The 22,158-nt window shown below is 59.7% G+C and carries 18 protein-coding genes; 2 read left to right on the top strand and 16 right to left on the bottom strand.

The features are described 5' to 3' along the window. Positions 1 to 67 precede the first annotated feature (67 nt). The 6 genes from MJO47_RS04055 to MJO47_RS04030 form a co-directional block, all read right to left on the bottom strand. Complete coding sequence (locus MJO47_RS04055; protein WP_253959837.1) at positions 68 to 478, bottom strand: hypothetical protein; 411 nt, start codon at positions 476 to 478, stop codon at positions 68 to 70. A 24-nt stretch (positions 479 to 502) separates the two neighbouring features. Further along, complete coding sequence (locus MJO47_RS04050; protein WP_253959836.1) at positions 503 to 1,579, bottom strand: metallophosphoesterase; 1,077 nt, start codon at positions 1,577 to 1,579, stop codon at positions 503 to 505. A gap of 13 nt (positions 1,580 to 1,592) precedes the next feature. Further along, positions 1,593 to 2,702 (bottom strand): cytochrome-c peroxidase, encoded by a 1,110-nt coding sequence (locus MJO47_RS04045; RefSeq protein ID WP_253959835.1) that lies wholly within the window; start codon positions 2,700 to 2,702, stop codon positions 1,593 to 1,595. A gap of 172 nt (positions 2,703 to 2,874) precedes the next feature. Further along, positions 2,875 to 3,798 carry a PLP-dependent cysteine synthase family protein gene (locus tag MJO47_RS04040; protein WP_253959834.1) on the bottom strand — a complete coding sequence of 308 codons (924 nt, stop codon included), beginning with the start codon at positions 3,796 to 3,798 and terminating at the stop codon, positions 2,875 to 2,877. 21 nt (positions 3,799 to 3,819) lie between these two features. Beyond that, a complete protein-coding gene (locus tag MJO47_RS04035) occupies positions 3,820 to 4,224 on the bottom strand; it encodes a DoxX family protein (protein ID WP_253959833.1) in 405 nt (134 codons plus the stop codon). A gap of 27 nt (positions 4,225 to 4,251) precedes the next feature. Continuing rightward, complete coding sequence (locus tag MJO47_RS04030; protein ID WP_253959832.1) at positions 4,252 to 6,093, bottom strand: UbiD family decarboxylase; 1,842 nt, start codon at positions 6,091 to 6,093, stop codon at positions 4,252 to 4,254. A gap of 147 nt (positions 6,094 to 6,240) precedes the next feature. On the opposite strand from MJO47_RS04030, the gene MJO47_RS04025 reads away from it, so the two are divergent. Beyond that, positions 6,241 to 6,612, top strand: coding sequence for a hypothetical protein (locus tag MJO47_RS04025; RefSeq protein WP_253959831.1), 372 nt, complete (start codon positions 6,241 to 6,243; stop codon positions 6,610 to 6,612). Positions 6,613 to 6,680: 68 nt separating this feature from the next. Here the strand turns inward: MJO47_RS04025 and MJO47_RS04020 are convergent, their stop codons facing one another. The 7 genes from MJO47_RS04020 to MJO47_RS03990 form a co-directional block, all read right to left on the bottom strand. Continuing rightward, positions 6,681 to 8,519, bottom strand: a complete 1,839-nt coding sequence (locus MJO47_RS04020) for an acyl-CoA dehydrogenase family protein (RefSeq protein WP_253959830.1) — start codon at positions 8,517 to 8,519, stop codon at positions 6,681 to 6,683. 99 nt (positions 8,520 to 8,618) lie between these two features. After that, a complete protein-coding gene (gene uvrB / locus MJO47_RS04015; RefSeq protein WP_253959829.1) occupies positions 8,619 to 10,613 on the bottom strand; it encodes an excinuclease ABC subunit UvrB in 1,995 nt (664 codons plus the stop codon). 93 nt (positions 10,614 to 10,706) lie between these two features. Beyond that, on the bottom strand, positions 10,707 to 12,188 hold the full coding sequence (gene cysS / locus MJO47_RS04010) for a cysteine--tRNA ligase (protein WP_253959828.1): 1,482 nt from the start codon (positions 12,186 to 12,188) through the stop codon (positions 10,707 to 10,709). 139 nt (positions 12,189 to 12,327) lie between these two features. Continuing rightward, positions 12,328 to 14,016 (bottom strand): glutamine--tRNA ligase/YqeY domain fusion protein, encoded by a 1,689-nt coding sequence (locus MJO47_RS04005; protein ID WP_253959827.1) that lies wholly within the window; start codon positions 14,014 to 14,016, stop codon positions 12,328 to 12,330. A gap of 60 nt (positions 14,017 to 14,076) precedes the next feature. Further along, on the bottom strand, positions 14,077 to 14,556 hold the full coding sequence (gene ispF / locus MJO47_RS04000; protein ID WP_253960537.1) for a 2-C-methyl-D-erythritol 2,4-cyclodiphosphate synthase: 480 nt from the start codon (positions 14,554 to 14,556) through the stop codon (positions 14,077 to 14,079). After that, positions 14,553 to 15,257: a 2-C-methyl-D-erythritol 4-phosphate cytidylyltransferase gene (gene ispD / locus MJO47_RS03995; protein ID WP_253959826.1), complete on the bottom strand. Its 705-nt coding sequence runs from the start codon at positions 15,255 to 15,257 to the stop codon at positions 14,553 to 14,555. The genes ispF and ispD overlap by 4 nt, the downstream gene beginning before the upstream one ends. A gap of 157 nt (positions 15,258 to 15,414) precedes the next feature. After that, positions 15,415 to 15,900 (bottom strand): CarD family transcriptional regulator, encoded by a 486-nt coding sequence (locus tag MJO47_RS03990; RefSeq protein ID WP_253959825.1) that lies wholly within the window; start codon positions 15,898 to 15,900, stop codon positions 15,415 to 15,417. A gap of 189 nt (positions 15,901 to 16,089) precedes the next feature. Between MJO47_RS03990 and MJO47_RS03985 the strand changes: the two genes are divergently transcribed. After that, complete coding sequence (locus MJO47_RS03985) at positions 16,090 to 17,004, top strand: putative 2-dehydropantoate 2-reductase (protein WP_253959824.1); 915 nt, start codon at positions 16,090 to 16,092, stop codon at positions 17,002 to 17,004. A 38-nt stretch (positions 17,005 to 17,042) separates the two neighbouring features. On the opposite strand, the gene MJO47_RS03980 is transcribed toward MJO47_RS03985, so the two are convergent. The 3 genes from MJO47_RS03980 to dnaK form a co-directional block, all read right to left on the bottom strand. Beyond that, positions 17,043 to 18,956 carry a penicillin-binding protein activator gene (locus MJO47_RS03980; protein WP_253959823.1) on the bottom strand — a complete coding sequence of 638 codons (1,914 nt, stop codon included), beginning with the start codon at positions 18,954 to 18,956 and terminating at the stop codon, positions 17,043 to 17,045. A gap of 51 nt (positions 18,957 to 19,007) precedes the next feature. After that, positions 19,008 to 20,123 (bottom strand): molecular chaperone DnaJ, encoded by a 1,116-nt coding sequence (gene dnaJ / locus MJO47_RS03975; protein ID WP_253959822.1) that lies wholly within the window; start codon positions 20,121 to 20,123, stop codon positions 19,008 to 19,010. An 89-nt stretch (positions 20,124 to 20,212) separates the two neighbouring features. Further along, entirely contained in the window at positions 20,213 to 22,126 is a 1,914-nt protein-coding gene (dnaK, locus tag MJO47_RS03970) for a molecular chaperone DnaK (protein WP_253959821.1), read from the bottom strand. Between the last annotated feature and the right edge of the window lie 32 nt (positions 22,127 to 22,158).

Here is a 22,158-nt window from a genome sequence, read left to right as displayed (position 1 = left end):
AGCAAGAGAGTGAAGCCGGTTTCTCAGAGAGGGGCAGCTCCAGCGAGTTGCCCCTCTCCAGGAGGAATCAGTGCTTACCGGGAGCCAGGGGAACACCCCGGCGCTCGTAATGAATATACGCCTCCAGGGCGATCATTTTGGGGTCATCGGCTGCCAGCTCCATCCCCTCACCTTCGAGGGGATTTTTGATACACCAGTTGATCATGTCCCTTAGCGAGGCTACCTTGCCCAGCTGCTTTTGAACTTTTGGATAGGTTTCGGGGTGGGTATTGGTCGCGTTGGGATGGCACATGTCACAGGAAACGGCATTACTCCCCAAAGCGCTATGAAAAAGCTTGTCCCCTTCCTCGACAACGGCCATAAAATCTTTTTCCCATTTGGCCAGATCTTCTTTAGTGAACTCATCAGCCATGGCTGCCGGCATCATCATGAAGACCATCGCCAAGACCAGAGCACCACGGAGCAGAGATTTTCCCATGGGTGATCCTCCTTTGTCTTTAAATCAATAATGAATCTGAGGCGGGATTCGGTTCGACGGATCCTGATACTGGCTGTCGACCGGATGCTTGGCCTTGTCGTCAAAGCGAACCGAACGGGGGGTGTTCTGCCAGAGTTCCAGGTTGTTGACAACCCGTCCGTTTTCGAGGTTGATAGCCGACCAGCCGGTAGCATCCCGCTCATGGAAGGGATCGGCTCGGTTCATGAATACGGTCATCTTGGGCACCATGTTTGCCGCCTGGCTGTAACTGACGGGATAGGGCCAGGGCCAACCGGTGGACATCATGGCGTGGAAAGAAATATTGCCGATCTGGTTGTACATGATCTGATGGACATGCCCATGCAGAACGGTCACCTTTTTGAAAGGCTTCAAAAGGGCCTGCACCTCTTCGGCATCCTCCGTCCAGAAGTTCCACCCCTTGTACACCTTGTAGAGCGGGGAATGGGACATCACCACGACGGGGGTGTTTTTATTCACGTTGGCGAGATCCTGTTTAAGCCATTGGCGCTGCGCTTCCTTGACCATGAAGGGCGACCCGTTGGGATTATCGAGTCGGGCCATCTGCAGCATGCGTTCCATGGCCGTCGGCCAGCGCTTGTGGGTCCAGTCATCATCGGTGAGGATGCTGTTAAGCACGACAAAGTGCACGCCCTTGTGATCGAAGCTGTAGTAAAGCTTGCTGATCTTTTCTTCCCAGTACTGTCCCAGGTCGAGATAATAGTCATGTTCGCCGATGACGTATTTGACCGGAACTGAGAGCTTGGACATCATTTCCAGGCCATGGTCGAGCTCTTCCTTTTTGCCCAACTGGGCCAGGTCGCCGCCAAAGACGACGAAATCGGGCTGCGGCCACATGAAGTTGACTTCGGCGATGGCTTTTTCAAGGCCCTTGTCGAAATTGTTCACAAACTTGCTGCCACCGATGTGGGTAATATGAGGATCAGAAATGTAGGCGAAGGTGAAATTCTCTCCCTCCTCCTTGCCCCAGGCGACTTCGACCAGATTCAAGGGCACTGCCGTCATGGCCGCGGCCACCCCCAACTGCTTCAGAAAAATTCTTCGATTGACCTTCGTGCTCATGATGCCTCCTTGATCACTTTTGGTTTGCCAGATGAGCATACTCCGGACTGGTCAGATGCTTCAGAAACTCGACAAGGTCGGACTTTTCCTGGTCGGTCAGGTTAAGAACCCGGATGCCGCCATCAAGCATGGGATTGGCCTCGCCGCCCCGGTCGTATAGGTCGATCACTTCTTCGAGAGTGTTGAGGCTGCCGTCGTGCATATAGGGTGCGGTCACCGCGATATTGCGCAACCCCGGCGTCTTGAACTTGCCGATATCCGCAGGACGCAAGGTGATGGCAAAGCGACCCAGCTCCGAGACGTCGGCGTCCGTAAGCACTTTTTCATCGACATTTTCGCCGGCAGCCTGAGCTTTTCGAAAGGCGGTGACGATCTCCCTCAGGCGTGGTTCAATCTTGGCGAGCCCCACGCCCAGATTATGGTAATCGTTGTTGGTGAACAGGGCATCTTGTTCACCGATGGTATGGCAACTCTGGCAGCGCCCTTTGTCGAGATAGATATTCAGCCCTCGAATGGCTGCCTCGGACATGGCCGTTTGGTCTCCCCCGTACTGGTAACGATCAAACGGCGAATTTCCCGAAATGATGGTGCGCTCAAAGCTCGCGATGGCCTTGACTACGTGATCGATGGTGATCTCAGCCGCCTTCAGCCCGAACACCTTTTCGAATTGCGCCACATAGTCGGGATCGGTCTGTACAATCTCCACTATGGGGTCGTGGGTTTCCAGACCATGTTCCACCGGGTTGACGAAGGGATCTTTGGCCTGCTCCTCCAAGGTGGGCCGACGGCCGTCCCAGAACTGTTCGTTGTAATACACCGCATTGATCACCGTGGGGGCGTTTCGGGTACCTTTCTGCTGACCAATCCCTTCAGAAACCGGGAGACCATCGACGAAAGCTTTTTCCAGCAGATGGCAGTTGGCACAGGCCACGGTGCCGTCGGCACTGAACCGTTTGTCCTCGTAGAGTTGCTGGCCCAAGGCAATTTTTTCCGAGGTCCGGGGGTTGTCCTCAGGAATCGGCACGGGCGGCAAGCCCAGGGGCAATTCAGCCGCCAGAACCGGCAGGCCCGCTAGGAGCAGCCAGATTCCCCCGGCCACCACCATGGCTATGGTTCGCTTCATGACGTCACCTCCTGTTGAGTTGGCATACCCTTTCAATCTAACGGATGTTTGGTGCCTGTCAACTCGGCCTTTGCCCCGCCGTAAAAATAAAAACGGCTCCCGAAAGATCTCGGTGAGCCGCTTTTCCAGCCAGCTTGAAAAGCTCTGGCCGACGATGTAAGGCGAGGAAAAATCAGGGCGGGCAGTTGGCACAGACGGAACGAAAGAGGGTGGTGCTCAGGTAGCGGTCGCCCCGGTCAGGCAAGAGAGTGACGACAATGCCCTCCTGCAGGGTCTCGGCGAAGCGCAGGGCCCCCGCCACGGCGGCCCCACTCGACATGCCGGCGAAAATTCCCTCGTCCATGGCCAGGTGCCGGGCCGTAGCGAAGGCATCCTCGTCCTCCACGGTCAACTTCACATCCAGTTGCTCCCGATGGTAGATGGCCGGGACGATTGCTTCCTGCATGTTTTTGAGGCCCTGCACCTTGTGCCCCAGACGCGGCTCGACCCCGACAATCTGAATGTTAGTATTCTGCTCCTTCAGGTAGCGGCCGACCCCCATGAGGGTGCCCGAGGTACCCATGCCGGCAACGAAGGCGTCAAGACGCCCTCCCGTCTGCCGCCAGATCTCCGGCCCCGTCGTCTCGTAGTGCGCCAGGGGGTTGTTCGGATTGCCATACTGGTTGGGCATATAATAGAGGTCCGGTTCTTCTTCCAGAATCCGGTGGGCGAGCCGGATGGCCCCATCGGTGGCCTCGTCAGCCGGCGAGAGAACGACTTCGGCGCCGTAAGCTTCCAGAATGGCCCGTCGCTCCAGGCTCACGCAGGCGGGCATCACCAGCTTTACCCGATATCCTTTGGAGGCGCCGATCATGGCCAGAGCGATGCCAGTGTTGCCGGAGGTCGGCTCCAGAATCACCTTGCCGGCGTCAAGAGCCCCGGCTTCCTCGGCCTTGCGGATCATATAGGCAGCGGGGCGGTCTTTCACCGAGCCGCCAGGATTGTTGCCCTCCAGTTTGGCGAAAAGTCGCACCCGAGGATTCTGCTGTAGCTGGGTCAATTCCACCAGGGGCGTTTCCCCGATGGCCTGGATCAGACCAAAACCGTGCTTCTTCATATGTCCTTTCCCCGAGGCCCTTCAGCCCCTGTCCACACTGTAGCGTCCCGGTCCGATAAAGATCAGCCCAAGAAAAAAGATTCCGTTTTCAATGGCATGGGAAGCCGCCATAAGTCCCTCGCCCCGCCCGACGTGCATGCTGGCCGCCACGGCCATGGTCACGGCCAGAAAAAAACAGGCCGGCCGGAAAAAGAGCCCCAGAATGAGGAAAACGCCGCCGAAAAATTCGGTAACGGCGGCTGAAAAACCCCAGAACATGGGAAAAGCGTGGATCCCGAGATACTGCATGGCGCTGCCCAGACTGGTCCACTTATCCGGACCGCCCAGGAGCTTGGGCGCCCCATGCAAGAGAAACATGACGCCGATGCCGACGCGCAGCAGCAGCAAGCCGAAATCCTTGTAACGTCCGAGAAATTTGAGGGACATGGTTGTCCTTTCCGAAGAGGGCGAAAATCAGATGATCCCGTGCAGAGGGCCGCCCGGAGTGCCGAGGGCATCCACCCGCTTTTCCACGGCGGGGTCATCCATGAGAGGGGGGGCATGATGGGGTTTGCTGCGGGCGTCCATGACCAGCGCCCCCGCACACCCCCAATGCTTACCGGTAATTGAGGCGCCGATGCCGTAAAGATCCAGGGCCGGATCGGAGCGGGTAAAGGCGGTCCACAGAAAGTTGTTCAGGCTGGAAGCGACAAAAGTACTGTCATCGACCACCACGATCAGCGGGAAGCGATTGATGGCGCTCTCCGGTGCGTAGGAAAGGCAGAACGCCTCCATCCTCGGGTCGGTGGTGTGCCTTGGGCGCGAACAGGACGGCCCCTGTACCAGCAGCACCCCGGGCATGGCCACCCGGGGATTTGAGAAGCCGGCCGGCAGACTCAGTTCCGCGGGAAGGTCGGTGGTCAGACGGCGGCGCGCCTCCCCGGCGGCGGCGATCACTACTTTGGAGCCGGCGTTGAGGGCGCTGCCGGAGTAATCGAGGGTATCCACCGTCGTGCAGGTCTGAAAGTGCAGATCGCAGCGCCAGTCGACCCGCTCAAGAATGTGACGGAAAAACCCGGGGACATCGTGCACATCCAGATCGGGCTGATCCTCCCGGGCGGTCAGCAGAAGATATTTGGCCAAAGACAGCTGGCCCTGACCGAGAATGGCATTGGCGATGGTCAGCAGTTCCTGGGGGCGCCGCTGCCGAGCATAGGGGACATAACGCTCGCTGCCGATAGCCAGCAGCAGCGGGTGTACCCCGGCCGCGTCGACGGCGTGCACCGCATGCACCCCCGGCAGCACGGTGGGGATGAGGTCGCCTGTCAGTTCGTGGATAAAAGCGCCAAAACTCGTATCTTCCTGCGGCGGTCGCCCGACGCTGGTAAAGGGCCAGATGGCGCCGTGACGATGGTAGACCTGGTCCACCTGCACCACGGGAAAATCATGGGCAAGGCTGTAATAGCCCAGGTGGTCGCCAAAGGGCCCTTCCGGCAGGGTACGCTGCGGATCGACGGTGCCGGTGATGACGAAATCCGCCTCGGCCGGCATGGGCAGTTGTCCCGGTGGTGTCACCAGCGAAATTCGGTGCCCACCCAGGACTCCGGCAAAAGAGAGCTCGGGCATTCCCTCCGGCAGGGGCATGACTGCCGCCACCGTAAGACTCGGCGGCCCGCCCACAAAGATATTGACGCGAAAGGGCACCCCCTGTTCCAGGGCTTCGGCATGATGCACCCCGATGCCCCGGTGGATCTGGTAGTGAAGACCCACCTCCGCCTCGGGACGGTAATGCCCGCCGGATATCTGCACCCGGTACATCCCCAGATTGCTCTGGCGCCAACCGGGGTTGCGGATGCTCTCCGAATAGACCTGCGGCAGGGTGATGAAAGCGCCGCCGTCATCGGGCCAGGACTTGAGCTGGGGGAGCTGACTCAGGCTGGTGCGCCCGGCCAGGATGGGGCCAGACTTCACCCGCTTGGGCAGCAAATGCAGAGCCCCGCGGGGCACACCGGCATATTTGAGGGGGTTTTTCAGAAAGGAGGCCGGGTTGATCTTGAGAGCGGCCAGGCAAGCCAGGGTGTCGAGAGTATCCCGAAAGATCGTGCGGGTCCGCTCCAGGGTGCCGAAGAGATTGCCGACCATGGGAAAGCGGCTGCCCTTGACGCGGGCAAAATAAAGGGCCGGTCCCCCCGCCTGATAGACCCTTCTCTGGATGGCGGCCGCCTCCAGGTTCGGATCGATCTCGCATTCGATGCGAACAAGTTCTCCCCGGGCTTCCAGGTCGCGGACACACTCTCGAAGGTTTTTATAACCCATTGATTTGTAACGCCCTTTCACACAAGCTGAAATAGCGCATCTTACCGAACCGCCAGGGAGATTTCAACAGGAGATTCCAGCGGCCTTGCATCTTGCCGGGCCGCGGTTTAATCTCGGCAGATAAAACGGTATCAAAGGGAGGAAAGCATGAACGAACAGACGGAAGCGCCCGTGTTGGAGATCGAACCGGAAACCGGCCGGAACCTGGACCCACTGGTGAAGATGACCCATGCCGTCTACGCCCTGCAGGCCGCCAGCTTCTTCCTCGGTATTTCTCTGTTTGCCGCAGTCATCGTCAACTACATCAAAAAGGAGGACGTCGCCGGCACCTGGCTGGAAAGCCACTTCCGCTGGCAGATACGCACCTTCTGGTTCACCCTGCTCTGGCTTTTTCTGGGGGCACTGACCTTCATCGTCGTTATCGGCTACTTCATTCTGACGGGGGCCGCCATCTGGCTCATCTACCGCATCGCCAAGGGCTGGGTCTTCCTGGCGGAAAGACGCCCCCTCCCCACCTGATCCAGCTCTGTGGCGACAGGTCGGGAGGGAACGCACTTCGTGCCCGGCTCCCTCCGACCCGTCCCGAGTCATTCGTCCTTAGGTGCCTTTTGCTTCCAGGTGCTGACGATGTTGCCCTCCAGCCAGGGAAAAGAGCCTTTGAGCACCTGGCGGGCCACCCGGTAGGTACGGGTGTCGTCGTTGCAATAGACCTCCTGATGGAATCTCTTGATCCGCCTTCTGGCCTGGCGACAGAAGAGATCGGCCAGCTCCTCGGCCCCGGCGGGACAGCCCGGGGAGGCACAGCGGGACAGCACCGCGCTCATGGCGAACAGCTCGGCTCCCGTATCGACCAGGCGGCCGAGGATCATCTGCTTTTTCTGCAAACCCTGCCGATGAACCATCATCATGTGGAAAAGATCCCTGGCCAGACGGCGGCTGGCTCTCTCGGCAAAACGCAGATGCGAGGCCAGGGAACCCCGCAATTCAAAGCCCTCAGGGCCCTTGAAGCGCGGCAGCCAAAGCATGGGATACCAGCGTGCATAGAACTTGCCGGCCCCCATCACGTCGATTTTGGACGAGGTTGCCGAGGCACCCGCGACGCGCATGTGCGGATCCAGGGCCTCGCGGGCAATGAACAGACGCATGATTTCACTCGTCCCCTCGATGATGAGGTTGATGCGGGCATCGCGCAGCAAGCGCTCCATGGGCATGGGCGCCTCGCCCCTTCCCTGCAGCGATTCAGCGGTCTCGTACCCCCGGCCGCCGCGGATCTGTACCCCCGCATCCACCGTACGCCACAGGGCCTCGCTGCAATAGAGCTTGGCCAGGGCCGCTTCGAGGCGGATATCCATCTCCCCCCGGTCGGCCATGGCCGAGGTCAGCCAGGCCAGGCTTTCCACGGCAAAGATCTCGCCCGCCATGGTCGCCAGCTTGGCGGCCACCGCCTCATGGTGCCCCACGGGAGCCCCCCACTGCCTGCGTTCGTTAGCCCATTCCGTGGCCATGGCCAGGGCCTGTTTCATGGCCCCGCCGCAGGCCGCCGGCAGGGTGAGCCGGCCGGTGTTCAGCGTCTGCAGCGCCAGCTTCAGACCCTTGCCGAGGCCAAGAACGATATTTTCCTTCGGCACCCGCACATTCTCAAAACGCAGCAGACCGTTCTGAATCCCCTTCAGACCCATGAAATCGCAGCGGTGTTCGGTGGTCAGCCCGTCCGACTGTCCTTCGACCACGAAAGCCGTAATCTCCGGCCGCTCGTCCGCCGGATCGTTGGTGCGGGCCATGACGATGAGCAGGTCCGCTACCGGCCCATTACTGATCCACAGCTTATGCCCGTTGATGAGGTAGGCTTCGCCATCGGCGGTGGGAACCGCGGTGGTGGTCATTTTGGAGGGATCGGAACCGACTCCGGGCTCGGTCAGGGCAAAAGCGCTGATCTCCCCCTTGGCCAGGCGTGGCAAATATTTTTCTTTCTGCTCATCGGTGCCGAACATCTTCAGCGGTTGCGGTACCCCGATGCTCTGGTGCGCCGACAGCAGCACCGCCGTCGAGGCGCAGTGGCTGGCCACCAGCTGCACGATACGGTTGTAGTTGACCTGGGACAGACCGAGCCCGCCGTATTCGGTCGGCAGTTTGATGCCGAACAAGCCCATATCCCGCAGCCCGTCAATCACCTCCGGCGGGATCTCCTTCTCCCGGTCGATGCGATCGGCGTCAACTTCCGCCGCCAGAAACAGTTTCAACTTCTCCAGTATGCGGTCGCCGGCCCGCCGGTCTTCCGGATCCTGTTCCGGATAGGGATGAATCAGGTCGGGACGAAACCGCCCCATGAACATCTCGCCGACAAAGCTTGGCAACTGCCATTCCGTCTCCCGGGCCGCTTCGGCCACCTCCAGGGAGCGTTTTTCTTCCATGCCCGGCTTGCTCATCGTTAACCTCCATCACATGCGGGTTTGTCCATTCGTCCTAACAGCTTAACAGGTTTTCCCCGGCTTGCTTCGAGGCCATTGCGCTCGGCGGCACGCTTTCTACTTCAACCCCAGATCATACTTTTCCAAGGCCAGCAGGCGATCCCGGTATTCGGCCGCCTTTTCAAATTCAAGTTCGGCGGCCGCCTGCAGCATCTGCTGACGCAGCTCCTTGATTTCCTTTTCGATCTCTTTGGCGCTGCGATATTTGTCCGGCGCCTCCGCGGCCAGGGGTACCTCGACATAATCCTTTTCGGCAATATCCTCCAGAATGGTGCGCAGCGACTTCTTGACCGTCTCCGGGGTAATGCCATGGGCCTCGTTGTAGGCCAGCTGGGCGGTGCGGCGGCGTTGGGTCTCGTCGATGCAGGCCTGCATGGAGCGGGTGATGCGGTCGCCATACATGATGACGTGGCCGTTGACGTTGCGGGCCGCCCGCCCGCAGGTCTGAATCAGCGAGCGCTCGCTGCGCAGGAAACCCTCCTTGTCGGCGTCGAGAATGGCCACCAGGGAGACCTCCGGAATATCGAGCCCCTCCCGCAGCAGGTTGATGCCGATAAGGACATCGAAAACCCCCTGGCGCAGATCACGGATGATCTCCATGCGCTCCACCGTGTGGATGTCCGAATGGAGGTAGCGCACCTTGATCTGGAGCTCTTCAAGATAGGCGGTGAGATCTTCGGCCATGCGCTTGGTCAGGGTCGTCACCAGCACCCGCTCACCGGCCGCTGCCGTCGCCCGGATTTCGTGAATGAGGTCGTCGACCTGCTCACCGGCCGGACGCACCTCGATGGGGGGATCGACGAGTCCCGTCGGGCGCACGATCTGTTCCACCACCACGCCTTGCGCCTTCTGGAGTTCATAGTCGGCGGGAGTGGCCGAAACGTACACCGTCTGTATCCCCTTGGCCTCAAACTCCTCGAAGGTCAGCGGCCGGTTGTCAAGCGCCGAGGGCAGGCGGAAACCGAAGTTGACGAGGGTTTCCTTGCGCGAGCGGTCGCCGCGGTACATGGCCCCGATCTGGGACACGGTGGCATGGCTCTCGTCGATGAAGAGCAGGGCATCTTCGGGGAAGTAGTCGAAGAGGGTGGCCGGCGGCTTACCGGGCTGGCGACCATCGAGAAAGCGGGAATAGTTTTCGATTCCCTGACAGTAGCCCATCTCTTCCATCATCTCGATATCGAAGAGGGTGCGCTGTTCGATGCGCTGCGCTTCCAGCAGCATGTTGTTGGCGCGGAAATACTGGATGCGTTCCCGAAGCTCGTCCTGAATTTCGACGATGGCGCGGTCGAGGGTCGGTTTGGTGGCCACGTAGTGACTGGCGGGGAAGATGGCCGTCTTCGGCAGGCGGTCGATGATCCGGCCACGCAGGGGATCGACCTCGCTGATCGATTCGATCTCATCGCCGAAATAGGTGACGCGCAGGGCCCGGTCTTCTTCGTAGGCCGGAAAGATCTCGACGGTGTCCCCCCGCACCCGGAAGGTGCCGCGATGAAAGTCGACATCGTTGCGGCTGTACTGGATCTCCACCAGCTTGCGCAGCAATTCGTCGCGGGGAAGTTCCATCCCTTCTTCCAGCCCGACCAGCATGCCGTAATAGGCCTCTGGCGAACCGAGACCGTAGATGCAGGAAACGGAGGCCACGATGAGGACGTCCCGCCGGCTGAGCAGGCTGCGCGTGGCACTGTGGCGCAGCTTGTCGATCTCTTCGTTGATGGAGGAATCCTTCTCGATGAAGGTGTCGGTGGAGGGAACGTAGGCTTCGGGCTGGTAGTAATCGTAGTAGGAGACGAAATACTCCACGGCGTTGTTGGGGAAAAGCTCCTTGAACTCCCCGTAAAGCTGGGCGGCCAGCGTCTTGTTGTGGGCCAGCACCAGTGTGGGCCGCTGCACTTCGGCGACCACGTTGGCCATGGTGAAGGTCTTGCCGGAACCCGTCACGCCCAGCAGGACCTGATGGGGATCCTGGCGTTGGACTCCTTCCACCAGTTCCTTGATGGCGCGCGGCTGATCGCCGCGGGGCTGATAGTCGGATTTCAGTTCGAACCGTGCCATGGCTGCACCCTTTCGCCGGCGGGCGTCCCAAACGCAAAAGGGGGCTCATTCGCCCCCAGTCTTGCCTTTTTGCCGCTGTTTATCCATCGTCCACTACTTGAGTTTCCAGGTCGTCCCCTCGGGCGAGTCCAGCAAAAGAACACCCTTGGCGGCCAGCTCGTCGCGGATGGCGTCGGCCCGGGCGAAATCCCGGTTTTTTCGGGCCTGCTTGCGTTCCTCGATCAGGTTTTCGATCACGGCCGGACTCAGGCCACTGTCGGCGAGACCTTCTTCCTGGGTTTTAGCCAGCCAGACGGCCGGTGCGGAACGGAAGAGTCCCAGGACACCCCCCAGCTTCTCGACCTTGGTCAGACCGTCTTTAAGAACCAGCAGGGACAGCGGGCATTCGTCGAAACGCTTTTCGCCCATGATGCGATTCATGCCGCGAACCGCTTCGAAGAGATGGCCAATGGCCAGAGCGGTGTTGAAGTCATCGTCCATGGCCTCGCAGAAGCGGTCTTCCAGGGCTTCGATGCGGTCATAGACCTCCCGTTCCTCGTCCTTGACCACTTCACAGGGAACCTGGCTGGGAATCGGCGTCTTCTCGAGGATATCGTGGGCCGCTTTGAGGGATTCGTAAAAGCGGGTCAGCCCGGCCTTGGCGTCCTCCAGGTTCTGGTCAGAGAAATCGATGGGAGAACGGTAGTGGGCCGACAGGATGAAGAAGCGCACCACTTCGGGATCGTATTTTTTCAGGATGTCGCGGATGGTAAAGAAATTGCCCAGGGACTTGCTCATCTTCTCCTGGTTCACGTTGACGAAGCCGTTGTGCAGCCAGTATTTGACAAAGGGCTGCTCAAAAGCACCTTCACTCTGGGCTATTTCGTTTTCATGGTGGGGAAAGACCAGATCTTTGCCGCCGCCATGAATATCGAAGGACTCCCCGAGAAATTCCACCGACATGGCCGAGCACTCGATGTGCCAGCCCGGCCGTCCCGGTCCCCAGGGCGACTCCCAGGCGGGCTCCCCCGGCTTGGCGGCCTTCCACAGGGCAAAATCCATGGGGTTGCGCTTGCGTTCCCCGGGCGCGATACGGGCGCCGGCCCGCATCTCGTCCATGTTGCGCTTGCTCAGTTTGAGATAGTCGGGAAATTTATCGACGGCGTAATAGACGTCCCCCTCCGCTTCGTAGGCCATCCCTTTATCGATCAGTCTCTGCACAATGGCCTGGATCTGGGGAATGAACTCGGTCGCCTTGGGCTGGTGGGTCGGCTGTTCCAGGCCCAGAGCGGCCATATCCTCGTCAAAAGCCCGGATGAATTCTTCGGAGAGCTCCTTGCTGGAAATCCCCCGCTCATTGGCCCGCTTGATAATCTTGTCGTCGACGTCGGTGTAATTGCGCACGTAGGTGACGTCGTAACCGGCAAAACGCAGATAACGGTAGACGATGTCAAAGACGATATTGGCCCGGGCATGGCCGATGTGGCAGTAGTCGTAGACCGTGACGCCACAGACGTACATGCCCACCTTACCGGGCTGCAGCGGTACGAATTCTTCCTTGTTGCCGCTGAGGGTATTGAAAACGCGCAAGGTCATGAAAAAAGATTCTCCTTGTCTGGCCTTGAATTGAGAGCCGCCAGCGCGGGGCCGACGGTCTCACCTTAATAGCACAGGATACCCGTCATGGAAACCCCATTTGACCAAGGGTTTCGGATCAACGGACCCTTGGGGAGGGTCAGTTGCCCGCCTTGGCCCAGGAATCCCTGAGGGTGGCCGCCCGATTGAAAACCAGGGCTCCGGCCGCTGAATCCCGTGCATCGACACAGAAATAGCCCTGGCGCTCAAACTGGAAGACCTGCCCGGTCGCAGCCTGGGCCAGCGAAGGCTCGACCGGGCATTTCACCAGAACTTCCAGGGAGTCGGAATTGAGGTGGCTCCGGTAGTCGGTGCCGTCCTTGTCCCCGGACGGGTTGGCCTGGCTGAAGAGACGGTCGTAAAGCCGCACCTCGGCCTCGACCGCATGCCGGGCCGACACCCAGTGGATCGTTCCCTTGACCTTGCGGCCGTCGGCCGGGGCCGCCCCCCGAGTCTGGGGATCGTAGCTGCAGCGCACTTCAACTACCTCGCCCGTCTGCTCGTCCTTGATGACGCGCTCGCATTTGATGATGTAGCCATAGCGCAGGCGGACCTCCTGCCCCGGCGCCAGCCGGAAAAACTTTTTGGGCGGATCTTCCATGAAGTCCTCGCGGTCGATATAGACTTCCCGGCAGAAGGGCACGAGGCGGCTGCCCATTTCGGGGCGCTGGGGATGATTGGCTGCTTCGAATTCCTCCACCTGGTCTTCCGGGTAATTCTCGATGACCAGCTTGAGGGGGCGAAGTACGCCCATAACCCGGGGCGCCGTTTCATTGAGGTCTTCGCGCAGGCAATCCTCGAGGACGCTCATGTCGATCCAGCTGTCGCTCTTGCCGACGCCGATCCGGTCACAGAAGGTGCGGATAGCCGTGGGGGTGAAGCCGCGTCGGCGCAGGCCGGCAATGGTCGGCATGCGGGGGTCATCCCAACCCGCTACGTCCTTCTTCTGCACCAGCTCCAGCAGCTTGCGTTTGCTCATCACGGTGTATTCAAGGTTGAGACGGGCAAACTCATACTGACGGGGGCGGCTGGGCAGGCTCAGATTATCGATAAACCAGTCGTAGAGGGGTCGATGATCTTCGAACTCCAGCGTGCAGATGGAATGGGTCACCCCTTCAATGGCGTCCGACAAGGGGTGGGCGAAGTCGTACATCGGGTAGATGCACCACTGATTGCCCGTACGGTAATGGCTCGCCCGCTGGATGCGGTACATGACCGGATCGCGCAGATTCATGTTGGGCGAGGTCATATCGATCTTGGCACGCAGCGTATGGGCGCCGTCCGGGAACTCGCCGGCCCGCATGCGGCGAAAGAGGTCCAGATTCTCCTCGACGGTACGGCTGCGGTAGGGGCTCTCCTGCCCCGGCTCGGTCAGGGTGCCGCGCATGGCGCGTACCTCGTCCGGCTTGAGGCTGTCGACATAGGCCTTGCCAGCCGCAATGAGCTGGCAGGCAAAATCGTAGAGCTGCTCGTAATAATCCGAGGCGTAGTAGAGGTGCTCTCCCCAGTCGAAACCCAGCCAGCGCACGGCATCCTTAATGGCCTCGACATACTCGACGCTCTCCTTTTCCGGATTGGTGTCGTCCAGACGCAGATGGCAGCGCCCGCCGAAATCGGCCGCCAGGCCGAAATTCAGACAGATGGACTTGGCATGGCCGATGTGCAGGTAACCATTGGGCTCCGGCGGAAATCGCGTCACCACCGGCCCCACCACTCTCTGTTCCTTGAGGTCGGCACTGATGATGTTACGGATAAAGTGAGATACCGGTGCAGCGTCTGGCGTGCTCATAAGGAATCCTTCCCTGTGTTCTGTAAAAAAGGCCCTTCAGGCCATCAAATAGCCGTGCTTTTAGTCCCTGATCTTCTGCAGGAGGACAACGGCGTGGGTCGAAATGCCCTCACCCCGCCCCTCGAATCCCAGTTTTTCCGTCGTGGTCGCCTTCACATTGACTCTGGTGCTCTCCGTGGTGCAGGCTTCGGCAATATGGCGGACCATCTCCCCGATATAAGGGGCCAGTTTGGGGCGTTGAGCGATGACGGTCGCATCGATATTGCCGATGGCGTAGCCCTTCTCTTCTGCCAGTGTCATGACATGTCTGAGCAGGACCAGGCTGGAGATGCCCCGATAAGCCGGATCGGTATCGGGAAAGTGCCGGCCGATATCCCCGAGAGCCAAGGCCCCCAGGATCGCGTCACAGATGGCGTGCAGGAGGACGTCCGCATCGGAGTGGCCCAGCAGGCCGAGTTCATAGGGAATCTCAACGCCACCAAGAATGAGTTTCCGATCCGGTACCAGACCGTGGACATCGTAGCCATGACCGACTCTCAGCATGGGGAATCCTCCTGGCCGGCCCGCCAGATGGCCTCGGCGGCCACCAGATCTTCCGGCGTTGTGATCTTGATGTTGCGGTAGTCGCCCTCGACCATGGCTACGGGCAGTCCCAGTCGCTCCACCAGACTGGCGTCATCCGTGCCGAGAAAACCATCCGCCAGCGCCTGCTGGTGGGCCTTGGCGATAATCTCGAAACGGAAGGCCTGGGGGGTCTGCGCCTGCCAGAGGCAACTGCGATCCGGGGTGCCAGACACCATCCCTTGCCGTACTTCCTTAATGGTATCTTTGACTGGCACCCCCGCCAGGCAGGCGCCAGTACGCTTGGCGCTCTCGACGAGATCCGCCAGACGATGGGCAGGGAAGAAGGGACGCACCCCGTCATGAATCAGAATGATGTCGTCGGGGTTCGCACCGCAGGCCAGCAAGCCATGACGCACGGAATCCTGGCGCTCGGCGCCGCCTGCCACGATCTCCCGCACCTTGGCGAAACCGTACCGGCGCACCACCTCCTTCTGGCAGAAGGAGATCTCCGCTGGGGGAGAGATGACATAAATCGCATCAACGAGGGGATGATGGTCGAAACAGGCGAGGGTATGAGCCAGAATGGGTCGTCCCGCCAGACGGAGGTACTGCTTGTTGACAGCGGCTCCCATACGGCGCCCCAGGCCGGCGGCGGGGATCAGAACGATGACACTCATGCTGCTCCGAAAAAGACGAGCCGCATCCCCGCAACCGTGCGGAGCAGGGATTGAAGGCTGTCGTGAATCCCGTCTCTACAACGGTTGACCCTATGAAGTCGAAAAAGAAAAACCAGACGCCAAGGCGTCCGGTTTCATGGAAATGGTTGGCGCACTCCTAGTTCAGGAAGCAGTTTTCCAGGCGCTCGACGACTAGGTTCTCCTCGGCGCCTTCCGCCAACGCAATTTCTTTGACCAGCAGCTTACGGGCCAGCTCGAGAACCTTTTTCTCCCCGTAGGAAAGCTCCTTGCCTTCCTTGATGAGATAGAGCTCGCGAAGAACTTCCGCCACCTCAAAGAGATCGCCGGACTTGATCTTTTCGTTGTATTCCCGCTGCCTTCTGCTCCAGGAGACGCCGCCGCTGGCATCTGCCTGCTTGTCGCCGAGCACATCGTAAAGAGAGGGAATCTGGTCCTTGCCGATCAGACCCCGCAAACCCACATTGCCTGCATTGGATACCGGAACCATGATAAGCATATCGCTGTCAACGATCCGAAGGACATAAAACTCATGCTTTTGTCCGGCAAACTCCTTGGCTTCAATCGCCTCGATCACCCCTACCCCTTGTGCGGGGTATACTGCCTTATCACCGACTTTAAACATGCTTTTTCCCCTTTCGGAAACCTTGAAAATATACCACAGTCAACCACTTTGGTCAACAGGTGCAGACGGTTTGAGCTCCGGTGCCTCCCCTGATCCATCGCATTTTGACCTGTTATTTCTGGTTGTTCGTGTTATTTTGTCTCCCTGCGCCAACCCGGTATTCACTGCTCACGAAAGGACGCTCGGACCATGAAAATAGCCATTATCGGAGCTGGGGCTCTCGGTCTTTACTACGGGGCCATGCTGCAGCGAAGCGGCCATGACGTTCAGTTTCTGTTGAGGCGGGACTATACGGCGATCCGCGAGAAGGGGCTGACCGTCACCTCGGTAACTGGCGACTTTCACCTCCCCGTGGTCCGCGGTGTCAAGGCGGCCGCCGATCTGGATCATGCCGACTTGGTCATTGTCGGCCTGAAAACTTTTCACAATGATCAGCTGCCCGAACTCTGCCGACCGGCGGTGGGCGAAAATACCGTTCTTCTGACCCTGCAAAACGGTCTGGGGAACGAAGAACGGCTGGCTGCTACCTTTGGCGAGGATCGTGTCATGGGGGGTGTGGCGTTTTTGTGCTCCAATCGCGGGGAACCCGGCACTGTCCACCATCTGGGGCAGGGGGCCATACGGCTGGGAGAATTCAGGGGTGGCGCCTCGGCACGGGCGGAAGAGACCGCGGCACTCTTCCGGCAGGCCGGCGTCCCCTGCGAGGCGGTCGCTGATCTCGCCAGAGCCCGCTGGGAAAAACTGGTCTGGAATATCCCGTTCAACGGACTCTGCGCCCTGACCCAGCGCCCCACCGGAGACCTGCTCGCCTCAACCGCCATTCAACAAGAGGTGGAAGCCATCATGCGAGAAGTCATCGCCGGCGCCAACGCGCAGGGGCTCAGCTCCCCCATTGAGGCGGCCGAGGTTGTTCCCCGTCTTTTGGAGGTAACCGAAACGATGGGCGATTATCGCCCCAGCATGATGATCGATCGGCAGGAAGGGCGCCCCCTTGAGCTGGACGCCATCTACGGCAGAGCCCTGTCCCTGGCGTCAGCCAGGCATGTCGATATGGCAAAAACCCGCCTGCTCTTTGCCCTGCTGCAACTTGGCGAAGAGAGCTGAGGCGCCAAAGGGCCATGCCGCGGGAGACCTCGTGATAATCAATTGATCTGCACGATATTTCCGTTCTGAACCTGCAGCAGAAAAAGAACCTTTTCCGCCTCGCCATCCGTGTTGAAAGAGGTGGCCCCGGTGACACCGGGATAGTTGACGACCTGCATGAGCGCCTGCCGAAAGTCTTCTCTCGTCCTTATCTCCGGACGCGACAGAATCGACAACAGGATGGTGGCGACGTCATAGCCCTGAGCCTCCAGGATAGACGGCTCTTCTCCGTAGACCTCGAAATAGCGAGCGACAAAATCCTGGACGAAGGGATAAGGGCTGTAAGGGAAGAATCCGTCGACAAAAACAGCTTTTTCCACATAATTACCGGCCACGCGAATCAACTCCGGTGAATTCCAGCCGTTGATGCCGAGAAGCTGCACATTCTCAACCTCGTAATAGGCCAGCTGGGGCACCAGCAAGCCGACGCGGTCGGCGTAATCCGGAATAAAGAGCGCCTCAAAATCCAGCGTGGCGCAGACAGACGTCTCTTCTTCGACCGACTCCGCTTCTTCGCCCGACTCCTCTTCTTCCGCCGGCGCTTCTTCTTCCGGCGCATCAGGATCCTGGTTCAGCAGCAATTTGATGGAGCGGCGAAAATCCGTACCTTCCGTCGGAAAGCCTTGAGTCTTCACTACGACCCCGCCGCGTGCCTCCACGGCGGCGGTGAAGAGTTCCGCCATCTCCCGACCCAGTCGATTTTCCGGGTAAAGAACGGCGAAACCGAGCAGTCCTTTTTCAACCACGGCGTAGTGGGCCAATGCTTCCACCTGCAAGCGGCTGGTCAGGGAATTTCGGAACACGTAGGAGCCGATCGTAGCTAGACCGTCTCGCGGAGAGAGAGCCATGAGCGGCACCGCCTCTGACTGCGCGGTCACAGCAGCGGCTTCGGCGGCCACGCCGGACAGGGGACCGGCTACCGCCATGACGCGGTCTTCCCTGGCCAACGTTCTGACGGCAGCGGCCGCGGTCTCGGCTTCGCCTCCGCCATCACGAAAAACTAGGTTAACCTCCGAACCGCCTTCCTCTTCGATGTTAGCGGCCAGCGCCATGCCTTTACGCACCAGTTCGCCAAAAGGGGCAAACTTTCCAGTCAAAGGCAACACCGCCCCAATGGTTCGCTGCAGCCAGGGCCGACCGGTTATCCGGTCCAGAAGATTCAGGGCTTCCGCCCGGGAGGGAAAATCTTTTTTCGCCTGGGCAAGGCGCTCCAGCAGACGCCCGGCTCTTTGCCTGTCTCCCCGCTCAAAAGCGCGAGTGGCCAGCACGTAATCGGCTTCAAGGCCTAAGGGGCCGCCGGCAAACATGAAGGCGGCCTCGGCCAACTCATCATCACGTAATTCTTCACGCATGGCGCGCTGGGCGCGAACGAGCACCGCCGCATTCAGCTCCCCCATCCGGTGCATCAACACCAACGCTTCAAGATGCCTGTCCTGCAGGGCATATGCCTCAGCCAGCGCATTCAGGCGCAGCATCCGGATTTCAACTGGCAGCGTGACCGACTGGACCCCCGTCAACAAAGCCAGGCCGCGTTCAAGGTGGCCGGCCGAAACCAGGGCGGCTCCTTCAACGATCCGGCCTTCCGGTCCCTTGGCACTTTCCGGGACACGGTTCAGGTGAAGAAAAACCAGGTCCGTCTCTCCACGGGTCTGAAAGATCCTGGCCAACAGCAGGTGGGCCTGAGGCGCATAATCGGAAGCGGGATAATCCTCCAGAAAAGTCCGCAGTGCCACCAGGGCGGCTTCCTGCTGACCCAAAGACAGCAAGGTTTTGCCCGTCTCGAAGGCCTGCTGGTCCGGTGCGGCCGCTGCCGCTACCGGCAACACCTGCACCTCTTGTTCCACGGCCAGTGCCAATGGCACGCCGGCCAGACCGAACCACAGGGCCAGGACCCCGATTACCATGCCTTTCATCGCTCCCCCTTCCAAAACGGCCACGTCAAGCTCTTTTCATGGTCGTTCTGACTAGCCGAACAGTTCCTTGACCTTGGTGAAGAAACTCTTTCCCATGGGATGGCATTCCTCACCCTCTTCCCGGGCGAATTCTTCGAGCAGCTCCCGCTGCCGCGCCGTCAGCTTGGTGGGCGTCTCCACCCGCAGCACCACCAGCTGATCGCCTCTGGAATACCCTTGCAGGGATGGGAAGCCCAGGCCCTGCAGCCGGAGAACCTTTCCCGATTGCGTACCGGGGGGAACCTTGATCTTGACCTTCTTTTCCAGGGTCGGCACCTCAAACTCACAGCCCAAGGCGGCCTGCACGAAGGAGATGGGTGTTTCACAAAGGATATCCTGCCCCTCGCGCTGGAAGAGAGGATGGTCCTTCACGGTGATCACCACGAAAAGATCGCCAGGGGGACCGCCCTGGGAACCGGCTTCCCCTTCGCCGTTGAGTTTGAGACGGTTGCCCGTTTCCACCCCGGCCGGAATTTTCAGGGAAACCGTTTTCTTCCCCTTGATGCGTCCGCTCCCTTTGCACTCCGGGCAGGGGTTGTCGATGATCTTTCCCTCACCGGCACAGTCCGGACAAGGTCGCGTCAGGGAGAAAAAACCCTGCTGGTATCGTACCTGTCCGGCCCCACGGCAGGTGGGACAGGTTTTGGCGCTGGTCCCTTTCTTGGCTCCGGAGCCGTCGCAGGCCTCGCAGCTCTGATACTTGGGGATCTGAATCTTGGTTTCGACCCCGAAAGCAGCTTCCTCGAAGGAGATGGTCAGGTTATAGCGCAGATCGTCGCCCCGTCTGCCCCGGCCGCGTCGTGTGCCGCCACCGAAGATATCGCCGAAAATGTCGCCAAAAATATCTTCAAAGGGACTCCCCCCGAAACCGAACCCTTCAGAGGAAAAACCGCCGCCGCCGAGACCGGCGTGGCCGTACTGGTCATAGGTGGCGCGTTTCTGGGGATCGGAAAGCACCGCGTAGGACTCGGAGAGTTCCTTGAAACGGTCTTCGGCTTCCTTGTCACCGGGGTTTTTGTCCGGATGAAACTTGATGGCCAGGCGGCGATAAGCTTTTTTTATCTCCGTTTCGCTGGCATTGCGGTTGACTTCCAGTACTTCGTAATAATCACGTTTGCCGTTGGCCAAGGGTCGATCCTTTTTCCTGGGGTCAAAATGGTGGTAGGGGCACGGCGCGCCGTGCCCCTACCGGGCTGCAGATAAACTGTGGAATGCTGTTATTTCTTGGAGTCGTCGACTTCTTCGAACTCGGCGTCGACCACGTCATCAGGACCTGAGTCCTTGTGGCCGGTGGCGTCCTCTTCCGGAGCAGCCCCTTCCGCCGCCTGGGCCTTGGCATACATGGCCTCGGCGAGCTTGTGGCTGGCCTGAGCCAGTTCTTCCGACTTCTTCTTGATCTCGTCGGCGTCACTGCCCTCCATGGCTTTTTTCAACGCTTCGAGGCCTTCCTCGATCTTCTTGCGGGTGTCGGCGTCCACCTGGTCGCCGTGCTCCTTGAGGGACTTCTCGGTGGTGTAGACCAGACTGTCCGCCTGATTGCGGGCCTCGATCAGCTCACGTTTCTTCTTGTCCTCGGAAGCGTGGCTCTCGGCATCCTTGACCATCTTCTCGATTTCTTCCTCGGACAGACCGGAAGAGGCGGTGATGCGGATGGACTGTTCCTTGCCGGTGCCGAGATCCTTGGCCGATACGTGCAGAATGCCGTTGGCATCCAGATCGAAGGTCACCTCGATCTGGGGAACGCCACGGGGAGCCGCCGGGATGCCGACGAGCTCGAAACGGCCGATGGTCTTGTTGTCGGAGGCCATCTCGCGCTCACCCTGCAGGACATGCACCGAGACAGCGGGCTGATTGTCGGCAGCCGTGGAGAAGATCTGGCTCTTCTTGCAGGGGATGGTGGTGTTCTTCTCGATCAGCTTGGTCATGACCCCACCCAGGGTTTCAATACCCAGGGAGAGCGGGGTAACGTCGAGCAGCAACACATCCTTGACGTCGCCTTTGAGGACACCGCCTTGAATAGCTGCCCCGATCGCCACGACCTCGTCCGGATTCACCCCTTTGCTGGGCGTCTTGCCGAAGATGTCCTGTACTTTCTTCTGCACGGCCGGCATGCGGGTCATGCCACCGACCAGGATGACTTCGTCGATCTCCGAAGCCGACAGGCCGGCATCCTTAAGGGCGATCTTGCAGGGGTTGACCAGTTTATCGAGCAGATCGGCACAGATGCTCTCGAGCTTGGCCCGGGTCAGCTTGAGGTTAAGATGCTTGGGGCCACTCTGGTCCGCAGTGATAAAGGGCAGATTAATATCGGTCTCCATGGAGGACGACAGCTCGATCTTGGCTTTTTCTGCCGCTTCCTTCAGACGCTGCAGAGCCATCTTGTCTCCGCGCAGATCGATGCCCTGATCTTTTTTGAACTCATCGGCGATGTAGTCGATGATGCGCTGGTCGAAATCCTCACCGCCGAGAAAAGTGTCGCCATTGGTCGACTTGACCTCGAAGACGCCGTCGCCGAGCTCCAGGATGGAGATGTCAAAGGTGCCGCCACCCAGGTCGAAAACGGCGATTTTCTCTTCTTTTTTCTTGTCCAGGCCGTAGGCCAGGGCCGCCGCCGTCGGCTCGTTGATGATGCGCAGCACGTTCAGACCGGCGATCTTGCCGGCATCCTTGGTGGCCTGTCGCTGGGAATCGTCAAAATAAGCGGGCACGGTGATGACGGCCTCGGTGACCGTTTCGCCCAGATAATCCTCCGCCGTCTGCTTCATCTTCTGCAGAACCATGGCGGAGATTTCCGGCGGGCTGTACTGTTTGCCGCGGGCTTCCACCCAGGCATCGCCGTTTTCCGCCTTGGTGATCTTGAACGGGCTGATCTTGATATCCTTGGCCACCGCTTCCGTGTCGAACTTGCGCCCGATGAGCCGCTTGATGGCAAACAGGGTGTTTTCCGGATTGGTCACCGCCTGGCGCTTGGCCTGCTGGCCAACCACCCGCTCGCCGCTTTCGGTGAAAGCCACCATGGACGGGGTTGTGCGGGATCCTTCCGAATTCGCTATGACAATGGGCTCGCCACCTTCCATGATCGCCACGCAGGAATTGGTCGTTCCCAGATCGATACCGATTACTTTAGCCATAATATATATCCTCCTTTAGACGTTAAGCTGTT

The sequence above is a fragment of the Desulfuromonas sp. KJ2020 genome (genome assembly GCF_024197615.1).
GTDB lineage: Bacteria > Desulfobacterota > Desulfuromonadia > Desulfuromonadales > SZUA-540 > SZUA-540.
Note: the sequence above shows the minus strand (reverse complement) of the source record. Positions and strands in the feature narration are given on the sequence as shown.

Bases quoted from the DNA above. Each gene is read 5' to 3' on its own strand.
- dnaK (WP_253959821.1), bottom strand. From the start codon at position 22,126: ATGGCTAAAGTAATCGGTATCGATCTGGGAACGACCAATTCCTGCGTG.
- MJO47_RS04020 (WP_253959830.1), bottom strand. From the start codon at position 8,519: ATGAGCAAGCCGGGCATGGAAGAAAAACGCTCCCTGGAGGTGGCCGAA.
- MJO47_RS03985 (WP_253959824.1), top strand. From the start codon at position 16,090: ATGAAAATAGCCATTATCGGAGCTGGGGCTCTCGGTCTTTACTACGGG.
- MJO47_RS03990 (WP_253959825.1), bottom strand. From the start codon at position 15,900: ATGTTTAAAGTCGGTGATAAGGCAGTATACCCCGCACAAGGGGTAGGG.
- MJO47_RS03980 (WP_253959823.1), bottom strand. From the start codon at position 18,956: ATGAAAGGCATGGTAATCGGGGTCCTGGCCCTGTGGTTCGGTCTGGCC.
- MJO47_RS04045 (WP_253959835.1), bottom strand. From the start codon at position 2,702: ATGAAGCGAACCATAGCCATGGTGGTGGCCGGGGGAATCTGGCTGCTC.
- ispD (WP_253959826.1), bottom strand. From the start codon at position 15,257: ATGAGTGTCATCGTTCTGATCCCCGCCGCCGGCCTGGGGCGCCGTATG.
- MJO47_RS04005 (WP_253959827.1), bottom strand. From the start codon at position 14,016: ATGAGCACGCCAGACGCTGCACCGGTATCTCACTTTATCCGTAACATC.
- MJO47_RS04030 (WP_253959832.1), bottom strand. From the start codon at position 6,093: ATGGGTTATAAAAACCTTCGAGAGTGTGTCCGCGACCTGGAAGCCCGG.
- MJO47_RS04050 (WP_253959836.1), bottom strand. From the start codon at position 1,579: ATGAGCACGAAGGTCAATCGAAGAATTTTTCTGAAGCAGTTGGGGGTG.
- MJO47_RS04040 (WP_253959834.1), bottom strand. From the start codon at position 3,798: ATGAAGAAGCACGGTTTTGGTCTGATCCAGGCCATCGGGGAAACGCCC.
- cysS (WP_253959828.1), bottom strand. From the start codon at position 12,188: ATGACCTTGCGCGTTTTCAATACCCTCAGCGGCAACAAGGAAGAATTC.
- uvrB (WP_253959829.1), bottom strand. From the start codon at position 10,613: ATGGCACGGTTCGAACTGAAATCCGACTATCAGCCCCGCGGCGATCAG.
- MJO47_RS04055 (WP_253959837.1), bottom strand. From the start codon at position 478: ATGGGAAAATCTCTGCTCCGTGGTGCTCTGGTCTTGGCGATGGTCTTC.
- MJO47_RS04035 (WP_253959833.1), bottom strand. From the start codon at position 4,224: ATGTCCCTCAAATTTCTCGGACGTTACAAGGATTTCGGCTTGCTGCTG.
- MJO47_RS04025 (WP_253959831.1), top strand. From the start codon at position 6,241: ATGAACGAACAGACGGAAGCGCCCGTGTTGGAGATCGAACCGGAAACC.